Origin of the sequence: Mucilaginibacter flavidus (genome assembly GCF_024055575.1) — a bacterium.
GTDB classification, from domain to species: domain Bacteria; phylum Bacteroidota; class Bacteroidia; order Sphingobacteriales; family Sphingobacteriaceae; genus Mucilaginibacter; species Mucilaginibacter flavidus.
The window spans coordinates 193,663-210,091 of sequence record NZ_JAMXOE010000007.1; the positions used below are offsets into that span (position 1 = coordinate 193,663).

Here is a 16,429-nt window from a genome sequence, read left to right on the forward strand (position 1 = left end):
CGTGACACTTCGTGTAATTCTTTATCTTTGCTCATTATATCCCACACTTATGTTATTTGAACAAATGCGGCAGAAGCCGTTTTTTATATTGGGCCCCTGTGTAATGGAAAACCAGGAGCTGCTTTACACAGTAGCTGAAAAGGTTGCAGAGGCGGGGCAGAAATACAATGTGCCGGTAATTTTTAAATCATCGTTTGATAAGGCTAACCGTACTTCGATACACTCGTACCGTGGCCCGGGCCTTGAAAAAGGCATGGAAATGATGCTGAAAGTTAAAGAACGCTTTAACCTTCCGCTGATTACTGATATACACGAAAGCTACCAGGCAGCCATTGCAGGGGAGGTGTTCGACATTTTACAAATTCCGGCATTTTTATGCCGCCAGACTGACTTATTGGTTGCTGCAGCTAAAACCGGCAAGATTGTTAATATTAAAAAAGCGCAGTTCCTTTCGGGGCAGGATATGTTTTACCCGGCACAAAAGGTGGCTGAAGCCGGGAATTCGCAGGTTATTTTAACCGAACGTGGAAATACATACGGCTACAATAATCTTGCAGTCGATTTCAGGAATATTTATGATATGAAGAAATTTGGTTACCCGGTTTGTATGGATTGTACCCACTCGGTACAACGTCCGGGCGGTGCTGGTGGTAAGACCGGAGGCGACCGTACTTTTGTGCCCATGATGGCGCTTGCTGCAAAAGCGTTTGGCGCCGATGGTTATTTTATGGAGATACACCCCGATCCGGACAACGCCCTAAGTGACGGGCCGAATATGGTTAAGTTACAGGATTTGGATAAGGTAATGGCGCCGTTAGTTAGCTAATATGAAAGATATCGCTAAAAGGGTTTTCGATACCGAGATAGAGTCGTTGCGTTTTGTGGCCGACGCCATTGACGACGAGTTTAACCGTGTAGTTGACGCCATATTAAATGCTACGGGTAAACTGATAGTAATTGGAATTGGCAAATCGGGTATTATCGGTAAAAAAATAGCAGCGACTTTTGCCAGCACGGGTACGCCTAGCTTTTTCCTGCATCCCGGCGAGGCATTTCATGGCGACCTGGGCATGGTTGGCGCCGACGACATGGTTATCCTGATATCATATTCGGGCGAAACCGATGAAGTGTTGAAGTTGATCCCATTTCTGGAATGGAACAAAAATGTGATCATTGGCATAACAGGCAATCCAAATTCAACCGTTGCTAAAAACAGTAAATACCATTTAAACATTTGTATCAAACAGGAGGCCTGCCCGCTAGCCCTCGCACCCACATCATCAACCACGGCAACTTTAGTTATGGGCGATGCATTGGCGATAGCGTTGATGGAATCGCGCCAGTTTCAGCATGAGGATTTTGCACGGTTTCATCCCGGAGGTAGCCTTGGGCGCAAATTACTGGTACGGGTGAAGGATTTAATGCGGACGGACAAACTGCCTTTTATCAATGTTGATGCATCGTTTACCGAACTCTTATTAAAAATGAGCGAGGGGAGGCTAGGTATGGTTATTGTTGGTGATATGGACAAAGTGGAAGGAATTGTGACCGACGGTGACCTTCGTCGTGCCCTTTTTAAAAACCCCGATACCAGCCAGCTTACCGTTGAAGGCATGATGACCCAAACACCGGTCTTTATCAGCGAGACTGAATTTATAAACCGCGCCGAGCAATTAATGATTGACAAAAAGATAACCACAGTTTTGGTGGGATCATCTCACGATAGGAAATTGAGTGGGATTTACCAGATATATAACCAGTAGTCCGAAAGTCCGCAAAGTCGGAAAAGACCGAAAGACGAAAGAGGAGCGCTGATGTCAATTGCCATTTTACAACCTCCACAACAACTACAACTTTTTAACCCAAAATGCCCCTTTACCACGATCAGTTAAACAGGGAAGTTAATTTGCCTGCACTGCCTAAGCGGATAATATCGGTGGTACCATCGCAAACGGAGTTATTGTTTTACATAGGTTTGGACAAAGAGGTTGTTGGCATCACAAAGTTTTGCATCCATCCAGCGGATAAATTTAAATCGACCACAAAAATTGGTGGCACCAAGCAGTTGGATATCGATAAAATTAAGTCCTTAAAACCTGACCTTATTATAGCCAACAAAGAGGAAAACGAACGCGGTCAGCTTGAGGAATTGATGCAGTATTTCCCGGTTTGGATTAGTGATATTTATGATCTGCCCGGCGCGCTTGATATGATTACCAGGGTAGGGGAATTGGTTGGACGAAAAGTTGAAACCGCGATATTGACCGATACTATCTTTCAAAAATTTTGTGAGCTGAAACCAGCACTGTCACCTTTGCGCGTTGCCTATTTCATCTGGCGCAAACCGTACATGGTTGCCGGGCCTGACACCTTTATCGACAAGATGCTGCAAAAATGTGGCTGGGCAAATGCTTTTAATTTGCCGCGATATCCCGAAATTGATGCGGGTATGCTCCGCGATGCCAGGCCCGATATAATTTTGCTTTCATCAGAGCCGTACCCGTTCAAAGAAAAAGACCTGGCCGAACTTAGGGCGTTAGTACCATTCGCAACTGTCAAACTGGTCGACGGAGAAATGTTTTCGTGGTATGGTAGCCGGCTATTGGAGGCGCCGGCGTATTTTAACGCGTTGATGGCCGAATTGATTTAGATTGTTGCTAATTTAGCAGTAACTAGCAAGCCGAGCCCCGTGAAGAAATTAAGAACCTTAACCGGAGTTATTATTGTTTCTTTTTTTGCGGCTTGTCAGCCAGGCGTACAAAAAGGTGCTGCCTTATCACGAATCTATATTAATTACATCAGGCGACTTGGGCTTTTAGCGGGCGACGAACATATCATCTTATTTGATTCCCAATACAAAATAAAAGTTTCGGGGAACTTCTTTACAAACCGGCGCATTGCAGCCTATTGGACAGATGAAAATGACCCGGCTAAAAGTTACATTAATTACGCTTTTTACCCGGATATCGATTCCATAAAAAGGCGATATTTCAAAGTGTCTGCCGATGTCTCCTACCTCGAGGTTTATAAATCCGACGGTGAAAAATTCAGGGTATTCGTAAAGGCCGACAGCGCTGCAACAAAGTGCTTTTTTAACAGCGCGGTGTTAATGTGGGAGAAAAGAAAGCTGGCAGCATTAAAATACACAATGCAACAATAAAAAGCATATGAAAATCATCATCATCGGTGCCACAGGCGCTATAGGCAAGCACATAATAGCGGCTTTGCAAAAAGACCACGAGTTTATAACTGCAGGTTCAAAAAGCGGCGATTTAAGGGTTGACATCTCGGCTGAATAACTACAAAACTGAGTTTCGGATAACACCGGTGCAAAAGAACTGAAAAAAAGAGCCGCTTCATAAGTAATTATTAAGCGGCTTCTTTTAAAGCCCTGATATCAACTTAAATCCAATAAAAAACTAAGCCAAATTGACCGGCTTTAGTTCGGTGCGAAACCTGTGCAGGAGTTAGAACACCTTGAAAGTATTTTGGGAAGTAATGGAGGAAATTATTAGCTTAGATATGAATTATAACGCTACATGAAAGCATTTTCAATATTAATCTTAGCATATTTATTATGCACCTTTAAAGCTACGGGCCAAGAATTTAATAAATCAATAAACAAGGATTCTCTTCTTAAAACCATAATAAAGGACATGTCTGAAAGCAATAAGAAAGAATTTCTTGAAGCATATAATTCAGGTAATGAACAATCAAAAGAATTTCTATTGTTTATGTACTCAATGCCTAAGAGTAGTAAAAAAGAATTAACCCAAAATATCGATTTGAACTATGAAAAAATCAACGCCTTAAAAACCCAATATACCAGATTGGTACCTGCTAATTATACAGTTTCAATAGAATTTAATCCTGAAAATAAAATTGTAAGCACTAAAGAAACTATAGATTTTAAAATAATTACTCTTAAAGATAAAGAGACCACCGTCACCCAAGAATGGAATTTAGAATATAATACTCCAAAGCTTAACTCGATGCTAGCTATGCTTAAATGGACTAATGAAACGTTAACCAGTATTAAAAAATTACTTAGAGCTGCTAATTGCGTTTCAATTGAAAACGGGCAAATAACAACGATAGGTTTTGCCAGGAGTGGCATGGGTAAATATTCATATTTACTATTTGATAATAATTTAACTGCTGCGCAGGTTAAGCAGTATAATGATGGTTGCAGCTATATCTATTACAAGAATAACATTGTCTTGGAATATGGAGGCGGTGCCGTAGGTCCGCAATGTTTTCCAAATTGAAAAAAGATTGTTGCACAAAGAAAGCTGCTAACTTATTCAGTTAACAGTTTTTCTATGCTGAAGAAGGGATTATGTTTAGAACACGTTGAGGGTATTTTGAAAATTATTAGTAATATTTCGCTTCAATAACAACTTAGACGATATGTTATCATACATCGATTTCAGCAAACGATTTGGTGCTTATTTATCTGATCCAGAGTTTCACTCATTTTTGGAAAGCACATTTACCGATTTAACAACTTATAATGTTTCACAAAGCGAGTATATGATTTCTGAGAATACGGGAATAGAATTAGGGTATGAATCAGGGAGATTTCTTAGGCACTCCCTTTTTAATTGATCATTACAAGCTTGATAAAACGGTTATTAGTATCGATTACTTTTTAAACTATTCGATTAAACATTTTCAAATCCGGGATAATGATTTACTTCTAAATTTAAAATTATAAGTAAACTTGATTTAAATAAAAAAGCCGCTAACTTTTTCAGTTAACGGCTTTTTTGTGCGGAAGAAGGGACTCGAACCCCCACGCCTCGCGGCGCCAGATCCTAAGTCTGGTGCGGCTACCAATTACGCCACTTCCGCAGTTAGGATTTTTATGAGGTCGCAAAGATAGACTAAAATACTTAATTAAGAAAAGTTTTTTGCTTTTCATTTTATCTGTTTAACATACAGGCCCTTAATTTTCATTCGGTCTGTCAATTCCTGGTTTTCAGTCCATGGGCCGGCTAAGATCCATTTTGGAGACTTGAAGCCGGATTAACCATTAAAGTATAAACTTTCCCCAGGACGTAAATCAGGAAGCATTTGATAATCAGTATGTTTCACAGCGTTCCGGGTGTTCCATGTGAAAAAATGGAACGCTATGCATCTATGCTGCTGGTTCTAAAATCAACACCGGCTCTAACCTGGTAGTCACCCCAATCCTGTTCCATGCATTAATGGTGATAATTGCCATTATCAGTTGCGCTAAGTAAGTTCTATCAAACAAGCCAGCTGCGTTGCTATAAGTTTCGTCGGATACTTTGCCACTTATAAGGGTTACTTCTTCGGTAAGGGCTAATATTGCGCGTTCCTGCTCGTCAAAAAAAGGTGTTTCGCGCCATGAAGTAAGGCCGTAGATACGTTGTTCTGTTTCGCCGGCTTTGCGGGCATCACGGGTGTGCATGTCGATACAGTAAGTACAGCCGTTAATCTGCGATGCACGGATTTTTATTAAATCCTTGTGTTTTGTGGTTAAACCGGTGCTTTCAATGTAGTTTTCCATCGCCAGCATGGCCTTGTATCCTGCCGGGTCGGCCTGGTTGATTTTGATTCTGTTGCTCATTTCTTTAATGTTTTGATAAAGCAAAGTTGCACATCAAACACCTCTCGAAAAATGAACTGTGGTTAAGAAATTAAGACTTTTTTGCCCGCAACCGGCTTGAAAATTGCGGCGTAAAGCCAAGATAGGATGCCAGCATATATTGCGGCACCCGCTGTACAAAATCGGGAAATTGGCTGGTAAAGCTGCGGTAGCGTTCTTCTTCAGTTTGGTTAAATATAAAACCTATACGGCGCTGTGCGGCCACATAAGCCTTTTGCATCATTATGCGAAAGTAGCTCTCAAGGTGAGGTATTTGTTCGCACAGTATTGCCCTGGTTTTTTCGCTCAGAAAAAGTAATTCAGATGCTTCTATGGCCTGTATATAACAGTTTGCTGGTCGACCGCTGGCTATACTGTCCTGGTCGGCTATCCACCAGTTTTCAATTCCAAATTGTAATATTTGCTCGCTTAGCTTGCTGTTAATGAAGTAGAGGCGCAGGCACCCATTTACCACAAAATAATTGCCCAAACAGTGTTTACCGGCTTCCAGCAAAAACTCCTTCTTTTTTAACTTTTTGGGTGCAAGGTTTTCACATAATAGTTTTTCTTCGGCAGCTGTGAGGCTTACGAATTTTTTTATATGTGTAAGGAGTTCGGAGTACATATTTATCGGGTGAAGATTTATGAAGTTTATAAAACTTCGTAAATCTGGTGGAAATCTTATTAATTTACAAACATGAAAACAATTCGCTGGGGAATATTAGGTGCGGGGAGAATAGCCCGCAAGTTTGCGGCAGATTTAAAGTTTGTTACTGACGCGGAACTAATCGCAATTGGTTCGCGTTCACAGGAAACCGCTGAGGAATTCGGTGATGAATTTGATGTAAAATATCGTCATGACAGTTATGAAGCCTTGGTTAAAAACCCGGAGGTTGATGTGATTTATATCGCTACGCCTCACAACCTGCATTATGAAAATACGTTACTTTGCCTGCAGCACAACAAAGCCGTATTATGCGAAAAGCCCTTTGCGATGAATGCACGACAGGCTAAAGCGATGATTGATTTGGCAAAAGAAAAAAGCCTGTTTTTAATGGAAGCCCGCTGGACGATGTTTCATCCGCATTACGAAAAAATGCATCAAATGATAGGACAGGGGCTGTTGGGTGATATTCGGTCAGTATTGATAAATTTCGGTTTTAAACCTGCCCCGCCAGTACCCGCCCGCCTTTTCGACCCTGCATTGGGTGGCGGCACGCTGATGGATATTGGTATCTACAATGTTTTTATGGCGATGAGCGTATTGGGCAAACCGGATGTTATTGAAGCGAGTATGACGCCATCCGCAACCGGCGTGGATGAGCAATGCGCAATCCTGTTTAAATATAAAAATGGTGCTATGGCACAGCTGTTTTCCAGTTTTTCGTCGAATATGGCAACAGAGGCCGATATTTCGGGGACTGAAGGCCGAATAAGGCTCACCTCGAGGTTTTATGAACCATCGGCCACGATTGAATATTACGCTAAATTTGTGGACAGTCGCGAAGTTATCCCGGTTGAAAAGGAGGCTGGATTTGGCTACCAGTATGAGGCCCGGCATGTGAATGATTGCTTAAAGCGCGGGTTGACGGAAAGCGATGTAATCCCGTTTGCCGATACCATGTCATTAATGGAAACCCTGGATAAAATTAGGGCGATAGCCGGGATTAAATACCAGGCAGATGCGGAATAAAATAAATTTTAACAACCGTGCGTTGTTTATTTACGTAATTTATTTAAAACAAGAATGATAATTTTTTATTCTTTAGTTAAAAGCACTTAAAGTACATATCAACAACTCCATGAAAAAATTTACTTACCTGGCGGCATTAGCCGCGTTGTTTTTTAGTTCGAACACCCTGATGGGCCAAACCACCGATACTGCTAAAACCCATGGCTGGATGTCGCACCACAACCCGGCCGGTGCAATGCAAATACAGGTCACTTATCGTAAAGGCGATATCAGCCAGCTGAACGGTGCGCTTAATGCCAACGGAATTCCGTCAATTAATCAATCGAATATCTGGATTAACGCTTCCATGAGCCATATATACAAAAACTGGCTGTTTGAAGATGGTATTGGTTTTACGCCAATTGCCAGTTCGACCGTTAACGACCTTAAGGTAAAGTATAATCAATACCAATTGTTTTGGCGCGCGGGATATAACATATCATCAAGTTCGTCATACAGGCTTTACCCGTTTGCCGGCATTAACTTTTCAGCGGCGATGTTAAAAGTCGAAGATAAGGCCCGTATCCAAAACACCAATAGTTTTACCGACGAGCTATTGAATAGTACTTCAAGCAAAACGTTCTGGCAGCCAAATTTTGGTATTGAACTAGGTGCCGGGTATGATTTTCTAATTAAAATGAAAACCAAAAAAATGGATTGCTTCGAAATTGAGCGGAACATCCCAATCGGCATTCGTGCAGGATATTACATCAATGCCTACGCCGGCGATTGGAAGATTGATAGCTATAAACTGCAAAATAGCCCTAATCAAAAGCAAAGCGCGGTATTTGTAACGTTTAATATCGGCCTTGGGTACAAAGTTAATAAGTAACCGCCGATATACCCCTCGCAATTGCAACAAGTTAATGCTGATGAGCGTCATATACAAAAACGCAAACCTGCATGAAACAGTTTATTACGTTCGGTTTATATTCGTTAATATCATTGTCGCATGTATTAGCACAGGATAAAAATAAAGCAGCCCGGTTAATGGAAATCAGCCGGGCTGTAAACCTTCCGGGCGTGCAACTTGTCTATACAAAAAACAATAAATCCGAAGTATATAACCTGGGGACTATTGAAAATGGCAATGCTCAAAAAGTTACCTCAAACACCATATTTGAGGCGGCATCCCTAAGCAAGTGCGTATTTGCTTATGCTGTATTGCGCCTGCACGACCGTGGCTTGATTGATTTGGACAAGCCCTTATTAAACTACATTGGCAAATACGATCATTTTGACCAAACCGACCCGCGCTACGGAAAAATTACTGCCCGTATTGTATTAAGCCATAAAACAGGGTTGCCAAACTGGAGCAGGTCGGGACCCGCTAATTTGATGTTCCCACCAGATAGTTGTTTTTCGTACTCGGGAGAGGGATTTGTGTTTTTGCAGCGTACCGTTGAGAAAATAACAGGCAAAACCTTAAATCAACTGGCTGATGAGGAAGTATTTGTACCATTAAAGATGACCAGCAGCAGTTATGAATGGACAAATAAGTTTGACACCGTGTCCGCGTTTGGCAATAGTGCTGGGGAGGTGAAGCGCCATTCCGACCAAAATGCAGCTTACAGCTTACTTACCAATGCCCATGACTATAGCCTCTTTTTGCAGGCAGTTGCTGGCGGCGAAGGTTTAAAACCGGCAACCCACCAATTAATGCTTGCCAAAGCCACCGCCGGAAATTGGTTTATGCGCAAACCCACTGAGGCGATGAACCATATATGGTGGGGATTGGGCGTTGGCCTGCAGGAAAATGAAAAAGGCAAAGCTTTTTGGCATTGGGGTGATAACGGCGCATTTAAGGCATTTTATATCGATTTCCCGGATAGGCAGGAAAGCCTGGTATATTTTACCCACGATTACCGGGGATTGTTTATTGTGCCAGGAGTGGTCGACTTATTTTTGGGTAAACAAACAACCTGGGCCGTTAAATGGATAGAGGAAGGATACAATTCACCTTATGCCGTAAAAGCTTACAGCGCCGAACTGGCAAAAAGAGGATTTGAGAATGCAGCCGGTATTTTAGAAGAGTTAAAGAAAAAAGACGCCGGTTTTAAAGTTGATGAGCACGATATGAATGAATTTGGGTTTATTTTGATGGAAAAGGGAAAATACAAGGAGGCTATCGCGATATTCAAACTCAATATAAACCGGTACCCTAATAGCGGGAACCTTTATGATAGCCTCGCCGAAGCCTATGTAAAAACCGGCGATAAAACGCTGGCGATGGAGAATTTTAAAAAGTGCATTGAGCTAAATCCTAAAAACGAATACGCGGCAGAGCAGTTAAAAAAGTTGGAGTAGGGGGAATAATTTCAAGCGAATTTTACGCTTATTATCGACTCTCTGATTGTCATTCTGAACACAGTGAAAAATCTTATCTCGCTGACAGGTTACCGACAAACCGATCTTGCGCTTTGCCAGCGCGTAGGTGATTCTTCACTGCATTCAGATTGAATTGACAAAAGAGTTTTTTTACTTCGTATAAATCTTATCCAAAAACAAATACCTTCCCCGGTCGCTTTCTGGCTGCAATTTAGTATTTACGTCGATATTCATGAACTTAACCGGGCTGCCTTTGGTATTCGGTTCCCATTTCGGCAGGCCTTTGCCGTTGGGGTTGCCGGTTTTTATAAAGTTGGCAAAGTAGCCTTGCATAGTTGTTGATACTTTGTAATCGTCAGGTGTCCAGGCATAAACCTTGTCGTACGGTAGATTGCCCATGGCAAACTCAATTTCGGATGCATGTGACGCGCCAACCATAACCGGTGGTAACGGGCTTTTATTTAGTGATGGTTTTACTTCGGGCGGGCGTGGCGTCGAAAACAAATAACGATAAACGGGACTGCCGCCGGTTTGGCTGTGCAGGTCGGCCCATTTCCAGGTGCTGTAGGCAATAAACCTGTCGCTGGCCAATGCAGTGGACGATTTTATTACTTCATCCTGCGTGGCGCCGGGATATAGCTTAAGCACCTCGTCGGCGTCATTCGGGTATTGTTGTTTTACCTTTTTTGCATAGTTTTCCGGCGTCGGCATATCGCCACCGGTAAATGCCTGGTAAGGTATCTCGGCAGAATTCCAGCCAACAAGCAACGGAACATGTGCCTGCTCGCCGGCGATAAAAATTTCAGCAGGCGATTTAGGGAGAAAATAACCGTCGATGGTAGCCGCCAAACGCCACGCACCAGGTTTTGACGCCGCATCAAGCAATTGCGAAGCGGTCATGGCCCTAAGGTCGGCTAATAATTTTGCGTTGTTTTTTTCGCCAAATGCCACACCGTTTTTTTCGCCATCGGCTTGTGGTATGGCTGGTAGTGTTGGGTTTATCATAGCTCCGCTTTCGCCGATAGCGCCTGCTATTAAATTGCGCGACAATGGCGATATCATTTGTGCGCTAACTGCTATCGAGCCGGCAGACTCGCCTGCTATGGTTATTTTATCAGGGTCGCCGCCAAAGGCTGCAACATTAGCTTTCGCCCATTTTAACGCGGCTGTTTGGTCTAACAGGCCATAGTTGCCGGATGCGTGGTGTGCCGATTCCGCAGTAAGGCCAGGATGCGAGAAAAAACCGAATATGCCCAACCTGTAGTTAATGGTTATGGTTACTATCCCTTTTTGCGCCATGCTTTCACCATCGTAACGCGCCTCCGAACCGTCGCCTGCCGAAAATCCTCCGCCATAAAAATACACCAGCACCGGTAGTTTTTCCTTGCCTGTTTTTGCAGGTGTCCAAACGTTAAGATACAGGCAGTCCTCGCTCATGGTATCGGCGCGGAAAATCATATCCGTGAACACCCGTTTTTGCATAGGCATATGGCTGAAATGGTCGGCATTGCGTATGCCTGTCCAGTTTGCGGGTGGTTGTGGCTCTTTCCAGCGCAGATCGCCAACGGGTGGCAGGGCATAGGGAATGCCTTTAAAGCTGTGTATATTGGTGGCGTTGTTAAATGTGCCTTGTAGCGTACCGTTTGCTACGGTTACTTTGTTAGTACCTGGTTGTGCAAATGCGTACGTGTAAAGCAGTGCCGTACACAGCAGTAAGATTTGACGTTTCATAAAAAGGAGATTTAGAGGTTAATTGGGGCCGAAACAAATGATTTTATTATTGTAACATTATGTTACAATAATAATCGCTTAATTTGAGATTATCAATATTATTTAATTTTTAATGCAATTGTTACATGACTAACATTCAGCGTGCAAAGGAGACTGAAGCAACAGGAGAGGGCTTTTTAAAAAGCATAGCCATTGATGCGGTTATATTTGGCTTTCATGATAACCAACTGAAGGTTTTGTTAATTGAATATAAACGCACTGGCTTGTTTGGTCTGCCGGGTGGCTTTGTCAGGGTTGATGAAGACTTGAACACGGCGGCATTGCGGGTAGCATCGGAGCGTACCGGGTTAACAGATATTTACCTGGAGCAATTTTATGTTTTTGGCGATTATAGCCGATACGATCCATCGCGTTTTAAAACAATTATGACCGCAAACGGGCAATCGCCAACCGAAGACCATTGGTTGCTCAAAAGGTTTGTTTCGGTAGGTTACTATGCCCTGGTTGATTTTACAAAAGTTAACCTCGCGCCCGCAGCAATTTTTGATAGCTGCAATTGGTACGATTTAAATGAGGTTCCAACCCTGATTCAGGATCATAACGGTATAATTAAAAAAGCCCTGGAGGCGCTCCGCCTAAGCTTGGATAATAAGCTTACCGGATTTAACCTTTTGCCCCGCGACTTTACCATGGGCAATTTACAAACGCTGTACGAAACCATCCTGGGCAGGAAGCTGTTGCGACCAGCATTTCAACGCAAAATGCTGGCTTTGGGCATATTGGAACGTGTGGCCAAAAAATGGACAGGCGGCGCGCATAAAGCGCCATATTTATATCGATTTGTGGCAGGCAAAACTATTAATAGCGAGATCTGACACCTTAAAAGTTGTCAAATCTAAAATCCTTCTTCAAACGCCATGCACAATCTATCATCGTAAAAAACGTTTTACCTTTGTTCTACCAAACAAGACCTTTGGGCTGCACCTTATGAAAAATAGAAGCTTCACCTTACTAATGCTGGCATTTTTGTGCACAGCCAGCTGTAGCAAAACGCAGAATACCAACCCGGCAACGGGTGATAAAACCACAACGGGGACAGGCGGCACATCAAACACCTGTAATGCAAAAATTGCCGACGTTGAAAATCTTTCTATTTTCCCGTCCAATAACTCCTGGAACAAGGACGTTTCTACAGCGCCTATTGACCCTTACAGCAACCAGATTATAGCGGCTATCAGTGCCTCGCACTTAAAAGCCGATTTTGGCAGCGGGCTATACAACGGTGTTTCGATAGGCATACCGTTTAATGTGGTTTGCGGCAGCCAGGCAAAAGTTAAGGTAACCTTTAAGGCGAATAGTTATGATGGCAACTACGGCAGTGAAAGCGATGCTGGGCCTTATCCTATACCAAGCAACGCACACATCGAGGCTGAAGGCAAGGGCGGCGACTCGCATGTGATTGTGGTTGATAGGGATAATGATATGTTGTACGAGCTTTATAACGCCAGTTTTGCTAACGGTAAATGGGGCGCATCAAGCGGGGCCATTTTTGATTTGAAAACGAACACCCTGCGCAAAGCGGGCTGGACCTCGGCTGACGCAGCTGGCCTGCCCATCTTTCCCGGTCTTGTGCGTTATGACGAAGTGCTGAAAGGAACCATTGACCATGCAATCCGTTTTACGCTACAATCAACGAACGTAAAGCCGGGATACATTGCGCCTGCCCGGCATAGTGTAAATAGTCATGGTGGAATTTACTCACTACCGTTTGGCGCCAAAATCAGGTTGAGGGCGGGTTTCAATATTACAGGTTACCCGGCGCATCTGCAGGTGATATTAAAAGCGATGAAAAAATATGGCTTAATCTTGGCTGATATTGGCAGCAATATGTACATCAGTGGTGCACCTGACAGCCGCTGGAGTAATGATGAACTGCAAAAATTCAGTGGTGTAAAAGCTTCGGATTTTGAGGTGGTAAAATTTAATTGACACTACATATGTTTCACCACGTTATACTTTGCCGGTATCGTCATAACATACACGTAAATGGCATCCACTTCTTTATCGGTTAAATATTTAAATTCTTCCATCGGCGGTTTCAATTTCCGGGTTGGTGATTGGCCTTCTTTTACTGCTTTGCGGAAATCTTCTTTGGTATAATTGCCTATGCCGGTATTTCTATCGGGGGTGATGTTTGGAGCCTGTATATCCATGCCATTTGCGCCTTTTAATGTTGCGCCACCGGCAAGGTACCCGTTAGTTTGTTCCGGGTTAACGGAATTTAATGATTTGAGGCTTTTTGAATGACAATGATAACAGCCTACATTATCAACCAAATAACGACCTAATGCTACTTCATCGTTCTCCGAGGGGCGTTTTACATCAGTACGGTAAGGGGCGGGGTTAGCTTTTAATCCGAGATATGTTTTGCCAATAAAGCTATAATGCGTTAACCCCACGGTAGTGTCGGCGGCGCTCACAGCCGGGTCATTTGAGCGGAGGAAGACGATGATGTCATTAATATCTTCATCGGCCATATTTGGGCGCAGCATGTATGCCATAAACCGTCCATCTTTTGAAATACCGGTTTTCAAGAGGTATTTAATTTCCGCATCCGTGTATTTCGGTGCAATACCATTGGTTTTTGATTGGGTAAGGTTTGCTGAAAATACTTTGCCGGCAATGCCGGGTACATCATGCATGGGGTTTCCGGCTAGTTTTTTAAGGCCCCGGTTATAATGGCAGCCGGCGCAAATACTGAACACCAGCGCTTTGCCATGTTCAAAATGTCCGGTGCCTGCAACAGCTTTATAGTTGATTTTAGTTGTTTCAAAGTGCGTTTTACAGCCGATGATGATAACGATAGCCAACAGTACGGCTATAATGGGGTAACTTTTGTTTTTCATAACGGGTGATTACTGTATATGAATACATATCAGCGGCTGCATTGTTTTGAAAAATGCGGCATGTTCAATTAGTAAACAACCCTAAACGGTAGAATTTAGGGTTGTTACAATAAATAGTTTACAGCTGAGATATTGGTTGCTTTATGGTTAAGATAAACCCATATTATGTCTGCTTATGTTTATCAACTTTCAAATATTGTTAATTCTTTATACTTTGGCTGACAATGTACTCTCATTATGAAAACTTTTGCATTTTTTGTGTTGCTTTTTTTATTGCCAACGAGAGATAGAATTATAAAAAATTCGCCCCTGCAATTTAGGTTTGACAAGGTAATGATGTATGATTTTGACGGGGGGTTAGGTTCGGATATGAGCATAGTCGATGCCAGGGGACATATAGCCAAGTCAATGACGAAGCAGGTTGTTCTTGATAAAGAGAGCGCGCTTAGTCTAACTAAAAAACTTGGAGAAAAGGAGTCATTCGGCGACGAAATGGCCATGTGCTTTGAACCTCATCTTGGTTTCGTTTATTATTGGAAAGGTAAAATTGTAGCACATATTACTATTTGCCTCGACTGCAATATTTTAGTTTCCAGTATTCCCCTCGATCCTCAAAGCCACGATAAATTTTGGGCCAACGATGGCTATTTAGCCGGCGGACCAACTAAACCATTGCGTGCCTTTTTAAACAGCCTCTTAAAAAAACACAACTTTTCACATCAACTACGCGGCTAATATATTTTTCCATACTTTTAGCGCACCATGGAACCTAAAAACAATAAAAAAACCATCCGTGCCTGGGCGTTTTTCGACTGGGCAAACTCTGCTTATAACCTTGTTATTACATCAACTATTTTTCCGGCTTATTATGTGGCGATAACAGCAAATGCCAAAACAGGCGACCGCGTTTCGTTTTTCGGGCACAGTTTTATCAACACCGCGTTATCAAACTACGCACTGGCTGCAGCTTACTTGGTAATGGTAATACTGTTGCCCATACTAACATCCATAGCCGATTACCGGGGCAACAAAAAAATATTCATGCGCGCTTTTACCTGGCTGGGCTCGCTGGCTTGCTGTGCATTGTTTCTATTCGATATTAATAACCTTGAATTTGGCATTATCTGCTTTGCCCTGGCGGCCATAGGCTACAGTGGTGGGTTTGTGTTTTACAACTCTTACCTCCCCGAAATTGCTACCTTCGATATGCAGGATAGCGTAAGTGCCAAAGGTTTTACTTACGGTTACATCGGGAGCGTTATTTTGCAGGTGATATGCCTGATTTTTGTATTGTCGCCCAAAACTTTTCATTTAACATCCGGCTCTGCCGCACAATTGTCGTTTTTATTGGTGGGTTTATGGTGGATAGGTTTTTCGCATATTCCGTTTAGTGTACTGCCAAAGGGGAGCCCCAATGCAGTGCCGCGCCACTCAAACATTATTAAAGGCGGCTTTATCGAGTTGGGGCATGTTTTTAATAAAGTAAAGGCCATGCCGCTGCTTAAACGTTTTTTGCCTGCTTTCTTTTTTTACTCTATGGGGGTGCAAACCATTATGCTGGTGGCAGCTGGTTTTGGCGCCAAGGTGTTGCATATGGATACCCCCGGGTTGATAACAATAATCCTGATCATCCAACTGGTAGCCATTGGTGGTGCTACGTTGATGTCGAAGCTATCGGGCATATATGGTAACATAACGGTATTGGCCGGAGTAGTGGTGATATGGATAGGGGCCTGTGTAGGCGCTTATTTTACCACCACGGTTACTGAGTTTTACATACTGGCCATTATTGTGGGTATAGTTATGGGCGGTATACAATCGCTTTCCCGTTCTACCTACTCCAAATACCTACCGCAAGATATCCCGGACACCGCCTCGTTTTTCAGCTTTTACGATGTTACCGAAAAACTGGCAATAGTAGGAGGGATGGCCAGCTTCGCCTATATTGAGGAATTAACCGGCAGCATGCGCAATTCGGCGCTTGCTTTATGCGGATTTTTTATTTTAGGATTGATTTTACTGCTTTCGTTGCTGAAGGCAGAGAAAAAAATGAGCGAACGGTAGCGTATAGTTAATTTTTTTATTGATAATGATCCGCAAGCCCTTTATTTTATCGTT

Annotated in this window: 17 protein-coding genes and 1 tRNA gene; 13 read left to right on the plus strand and 5 right to left on the minus strand. The window is 42.9% G+C overall.

The genetic code is table 11. The features are described 5' to 3' along the window. Positions 1 to 49 precede the first annotated feature (49 nt). The 6 genes from kdsA to NAF19_RS13440 all read left to right on the plus strand — a co-directional run bounded on the left by kdsA (position 50) and on the right by NAF19_RS13440 (position 4,268). A complete protein-coding gene (gene kdsA / locus NAF19_RS13420; protein ID WP_252790574.1) occupies positions 50 to 826 on the plus strand; it encodes a 3-deoxy-8-phosphooctulonate synthase in 777 nt (258 codons plus the stop codon). 1 nt (position 827) lies between these two features. Further along, positions 828 to 1,763 (plus strand): KpsF/GutQ family sugar-phosphate isomerase, encoded by a 936-nt coding sequence (locus NAF19_RS13425; RefSeq protein ID WP_252790575.1) that lies wholly within the window; start codon positions 828 to 830, stop codon positions 1,761 to 1,763. A 104-nt stretch (positions 1,764 to 1,867) separates the two neighbouring features. Continuing rightward, positions 1,868 to 2,650, plus strand: a complete 783-nt coding sequence (locus tag NAF19_RS13430; RefSeq protein ID WP_252790576.1) for a helical backbone metal receptor — start codon at positions 1,868 to 1,870, stop codon at positions 2,648 to 2,650. A 39-nt stretch (positions 2,651 to 2,689) separates the two neighbouring features. Then, the gene (locus NAF19_RS13435; protein ID WP_252790577.1) at positions 2,690 to 3,160 is read left to right on the plus strand and encodes a hypothetical protein; all 471 of its coding nucleotides are present in this window, start codon (positions 2,690 to 2,692) and stop codon (positions 3,158 to 3,160) included. A gap of 7 nt (positions 3,161 to 3,167) precedes the next feature. Then, entirely contained in the window at positions 3,168 to 3,299 is a 132-nt protein-coding gene (locus NAF19_RS30575; RefSeq protein WP_256484291.1) for a Rossmann-fold NAD(P)-binding domain-containing protein, read from the plus strand. 240 nt (positions 3,300 to 3,539) lie between these two features. Then, positions 3,540 to 4,268 carry a hypothetical protein gene (locus tag NAF19_RS13440; RefSeq protein ID WP_252790578.1) on the plus strand — a complete coding sequence of 243 codons (729 nt, stop codon included), beginning with the start codon at positions 3,540 to 3,542 and terminating at the stop codon, positions 4,266 to 4,268. 504 nt (positions 4,269 to 4,772) lie between these two features. On the opposite strand, the gene NAF19_RS13445 is transcribed toward NAF19_RS13440, so the two are convergent. The 3 genes from NAF19_RS13445 to NAF19_RS13455 form a co-directional block, all read right to left on the minus strand. Beyond that, positions 4,773 to 4,854, minus strand: a tRNA-Leu gene (locus NAF19_RS13445). A 286-nt stretch (positions 4,855 to 5,140) separates the two neighbouring features. After that, the gene (locus tag NAF19_RS13450) at positions 5,141 to 5,596 is read right to left on the minus strand and encodes a carboxymuconolactone decarboxylase family protein (protein WP_252790579.1); all 456 of its coding nucleotides are present in this window, start codon (positions 5,594 to 5,596) and stop codon (positions 5,141 to 5,143) included. 70 nt (positions 5,597 to 5,666) lie between these two features. Then, complete coding sequence (locus tag NAF19_RS13455; protein WP_252790580.1) at positions 5,667 to 6,239, minus strand: Crp/Fnr family transcriptional regulator; 573 nt, start codon at positions 6,237 to 6,239, stop codon at positions 5,667 to 5,669. A 72-nt stretch (positions 6,240 to 6,311) separates the two neighbouring features. Between NAF19_RS13455 and NAF19_RS13460 the strand changes: the two genes are divergently transcribed. From NAF19_RS13460 to NAF19_RS13470, 3 genes are all read left to right on the plus strand, one after another. Next, entirely contained in the window at positions 6,312 to 7,307 is a 996-nt protein-coding gene (locus tag NAF19_RS13460) for a Gfo/Idh/MocA family protein (RefSeq protein WP_252790581.1), read from the plus strand. A 109-nt stretch (positions 7,308 to 7,416) separates the two neighbouring features. After that, a complete protein-coding gene (locus NAF19_RS13465; protein WP_252790582.1) occupies positions 7,417 to 8,178 on the plus strand; it encodes a hypothetical protein in 762 nt (253 codons plus the stop codon). Positions 8,179 to 8,249: 71 nt separating this feature from the next. Continuing rightward, positions 8,250 to 9,653 carry a serine hydrolase gene (locus tag NAF19_RS13470; RefSeq protein ID WP_252790583.1) on the plus strand — a complete coding sequence of 468 codons (1,404 nt, stop codon included), beginning with the start codon at positions 8,250 to 8,252 and terminating at the stop codon, positions 9,651 to 9,653. A gap of 171 nt (positions 9,654 to 9,824) precedes the next feature. Here the strand turns inward: NAF19_RS13470 and NAF19_RS13475 are convergent, their stop codons facing one another. Beyond that, on the minus strand, positions 9,825 to 11,405 hold the full coding sequence (locus tag NAF19_RS13475; protein ID WP_252790584.1) for a carboxylesterase/lipase family protein: 1,581 nt from the start codon (positions 11,403 to 11,405) through the stop codon (positions 9,825 to 9,827). A gap of 125 nt (positions 11,406 to 11,530) precedes the next feature. Between NAF19_RS13475 and NAF19_RS13480 the strand changes: the two genes are divergently transcribed. Next, positions 11,531 to 12,280 (plus strand): NUDIX hydrolase, encoded by a 750-nt coding sequence (locus NAF19_RS13480; RefSeq protein ID WP_252790585.1) that lies wholly within the window; start codon positions 11,531 to 11,533, stop codon positions 12,278 to 12,280. Between the two features lie 112 nt (positions 12,281 to 12,392). Continuing rightward, on the plus strand, positions 12,393 to 13,394 hold the full coding sequence (locus NAF19_RS13485) for a hypothetical protein (protein WP_252790586.1): 1,002 nt from the start codon (positions 12,393 to 12,395) through the stop codon (positions 13,392 to 13,394). Between the two features lie 2 nt (positions 13,395 to 13,396). Here the strand turns inward: NAF19_RS13485 and NAF19_RS13490 are convergent, their stop codons facing one another. Further along, complete coding sequence (locus NAF19_RS13490) at positions 13,397 to 14,311, minus strand: cytochrome c (protein ID WP_252790587.1); 915 nt, start codon at positions 14,309 to 14,311, stop codon at positions 13,397 to 13,399. Between the two features lie 237 nt (positions 14,312 to 14,548). Between NAF19_RS13490 and NAF19_RS13495 the strand changes: the two genes are divergently transcribed. Together NAF19_RS13495 and NAF19_RS13500 are read left to right on the plus strand one after the other, a co-directional pair. Then, positions 14,549 to 15,046, plus strand: coding sequence for a hypothetical protein (locus NAF19_RS13495; protein WP_252790588.1), 498 nt, complete (start codon positions 14,549 to 14,551; stop codon positions 15,044 to 15,046). A gap of 27 nt (positions 15,047 to 15,073) precedes the next feature. Beyond that, positions 15,074 to 16,375 carry an MFS transporter gene (locus NAF19_RS13500; protein WP_252790589.1) on the plus strand — a complete coding sequence of 434 codons (1,302 nt, stop codon included), beginning with the start codon at positions 15,074 to 15,076 and terminating at the stop codon, positions 16,373 to 16,375. Positions 16,376 to 16,429 lie beyond the last annotated feature (54 nt).

Coding starts and splice junctions, on each gene's coding strand:
- NAF19_RS13450 (WP_252790579.1), bottom strand. CDS start 5,596: ATGAGCAACAGAATCAAAATCAACCAGGCCGACCCGGCAGGATACAAG.
- NAF19_RS13475 (WP_252790584.1), bottom strand. CDS start 11,405: ATGAAACGTCAAATCTTACTGCTGTGTACGGCACTGCTTTACACGTAC.
- NAF19_RS13485 (WP_252790586.1), top strand. CDS start 12,393: ATGAAAAATAGAAGCTTCACCTTACTAATGCTGGCATTTTTGTGCACA.
- kdsA (WP_252790574.1), top strand. CDS start 50: ATGTTATTTGAACAAATGCGGCAGAAGCCGTTTTTTATATTGGGCCCC.
- NAF19_RS13495 (WP_252790588.1), top strand. CDS start 14,549: ATGAAAACTTTTGCATTTTTTGTGTTGCTTTTTTTATTGCCAACGAGA.
- NAF19_RS13430 (WP_252790576.1), top strand. CDS start 1,868: ATGCCCCTTTACCACGATCAGTTAAACAGGGAAGTTAATTTGCCTGCA.
- NAF19_RS13425 (WP_252790575.1), top strand. CDS start 828: ATGAAAGATATCGCTAAAAGGGTTTTCGATACCGAGATAGAGTCGTTG.
- NAF19_RS30575 (WP_256484291.1), top strand. CDS start 3,168: ATGAAAATCATCATCATCGGTGCCACAGGCGCTATAGGCAAGCACATA.
- NAF19_RS13500 (WP_252790589.1), top strand. CDS start 15,074: ATGGAACCTAAAAACAATAAAAAAACCATCCGTGCCTGGGCGTTTTTC.
- NAF19_RS13465 (WP_252790582.1), top strand. CDS start 7,417: ATGAAAAAATTTACTTACCTGGCGGCATTAGCCGCGTTGTTTTTTAGT.
- NAF19_RS13455 (WP_252790580.1), bottom strand. CDS start 6,239: ATGTACTCCGAACTCCTTACACATATAAAAAAATTCGTAAGCCTCACA.
- NAF19_RS13460 (WP_252790581.1), top strand. CDS start 6,312: ATGAAAACAATTCGCTGGGGAATATTAGGTGCGGGGAGAATAGCCCGC.
- NAF19_RS13470 (WP_252790583.1), top strand. CDS start 8,250: ATGAAACAGTTTATTACGTTCGGTTTATATTCGTTAATATCATTGTCG.
- NAF19_RS13440 (WP_252790578.1), top strand. CDS start 3,540: ATGAAAGCATTTTCAATATTAATCTTAGCATATTTATTATGCACCTTT.
- NAF19_RS13480 (WP_252790585.1), top strand. CDS start 11,531: ATGACTAACATTCAGCGTGCAAAGGAGACTGAAGCAACAGGAGAGGGC.
- NAF19_RS13490 (WP_252790587.1), bottom strand. CDS start 14,311: ATGAAAAACAAAAGTTACCCCATTATAGCCGTACTGTTGGCTATCGTT.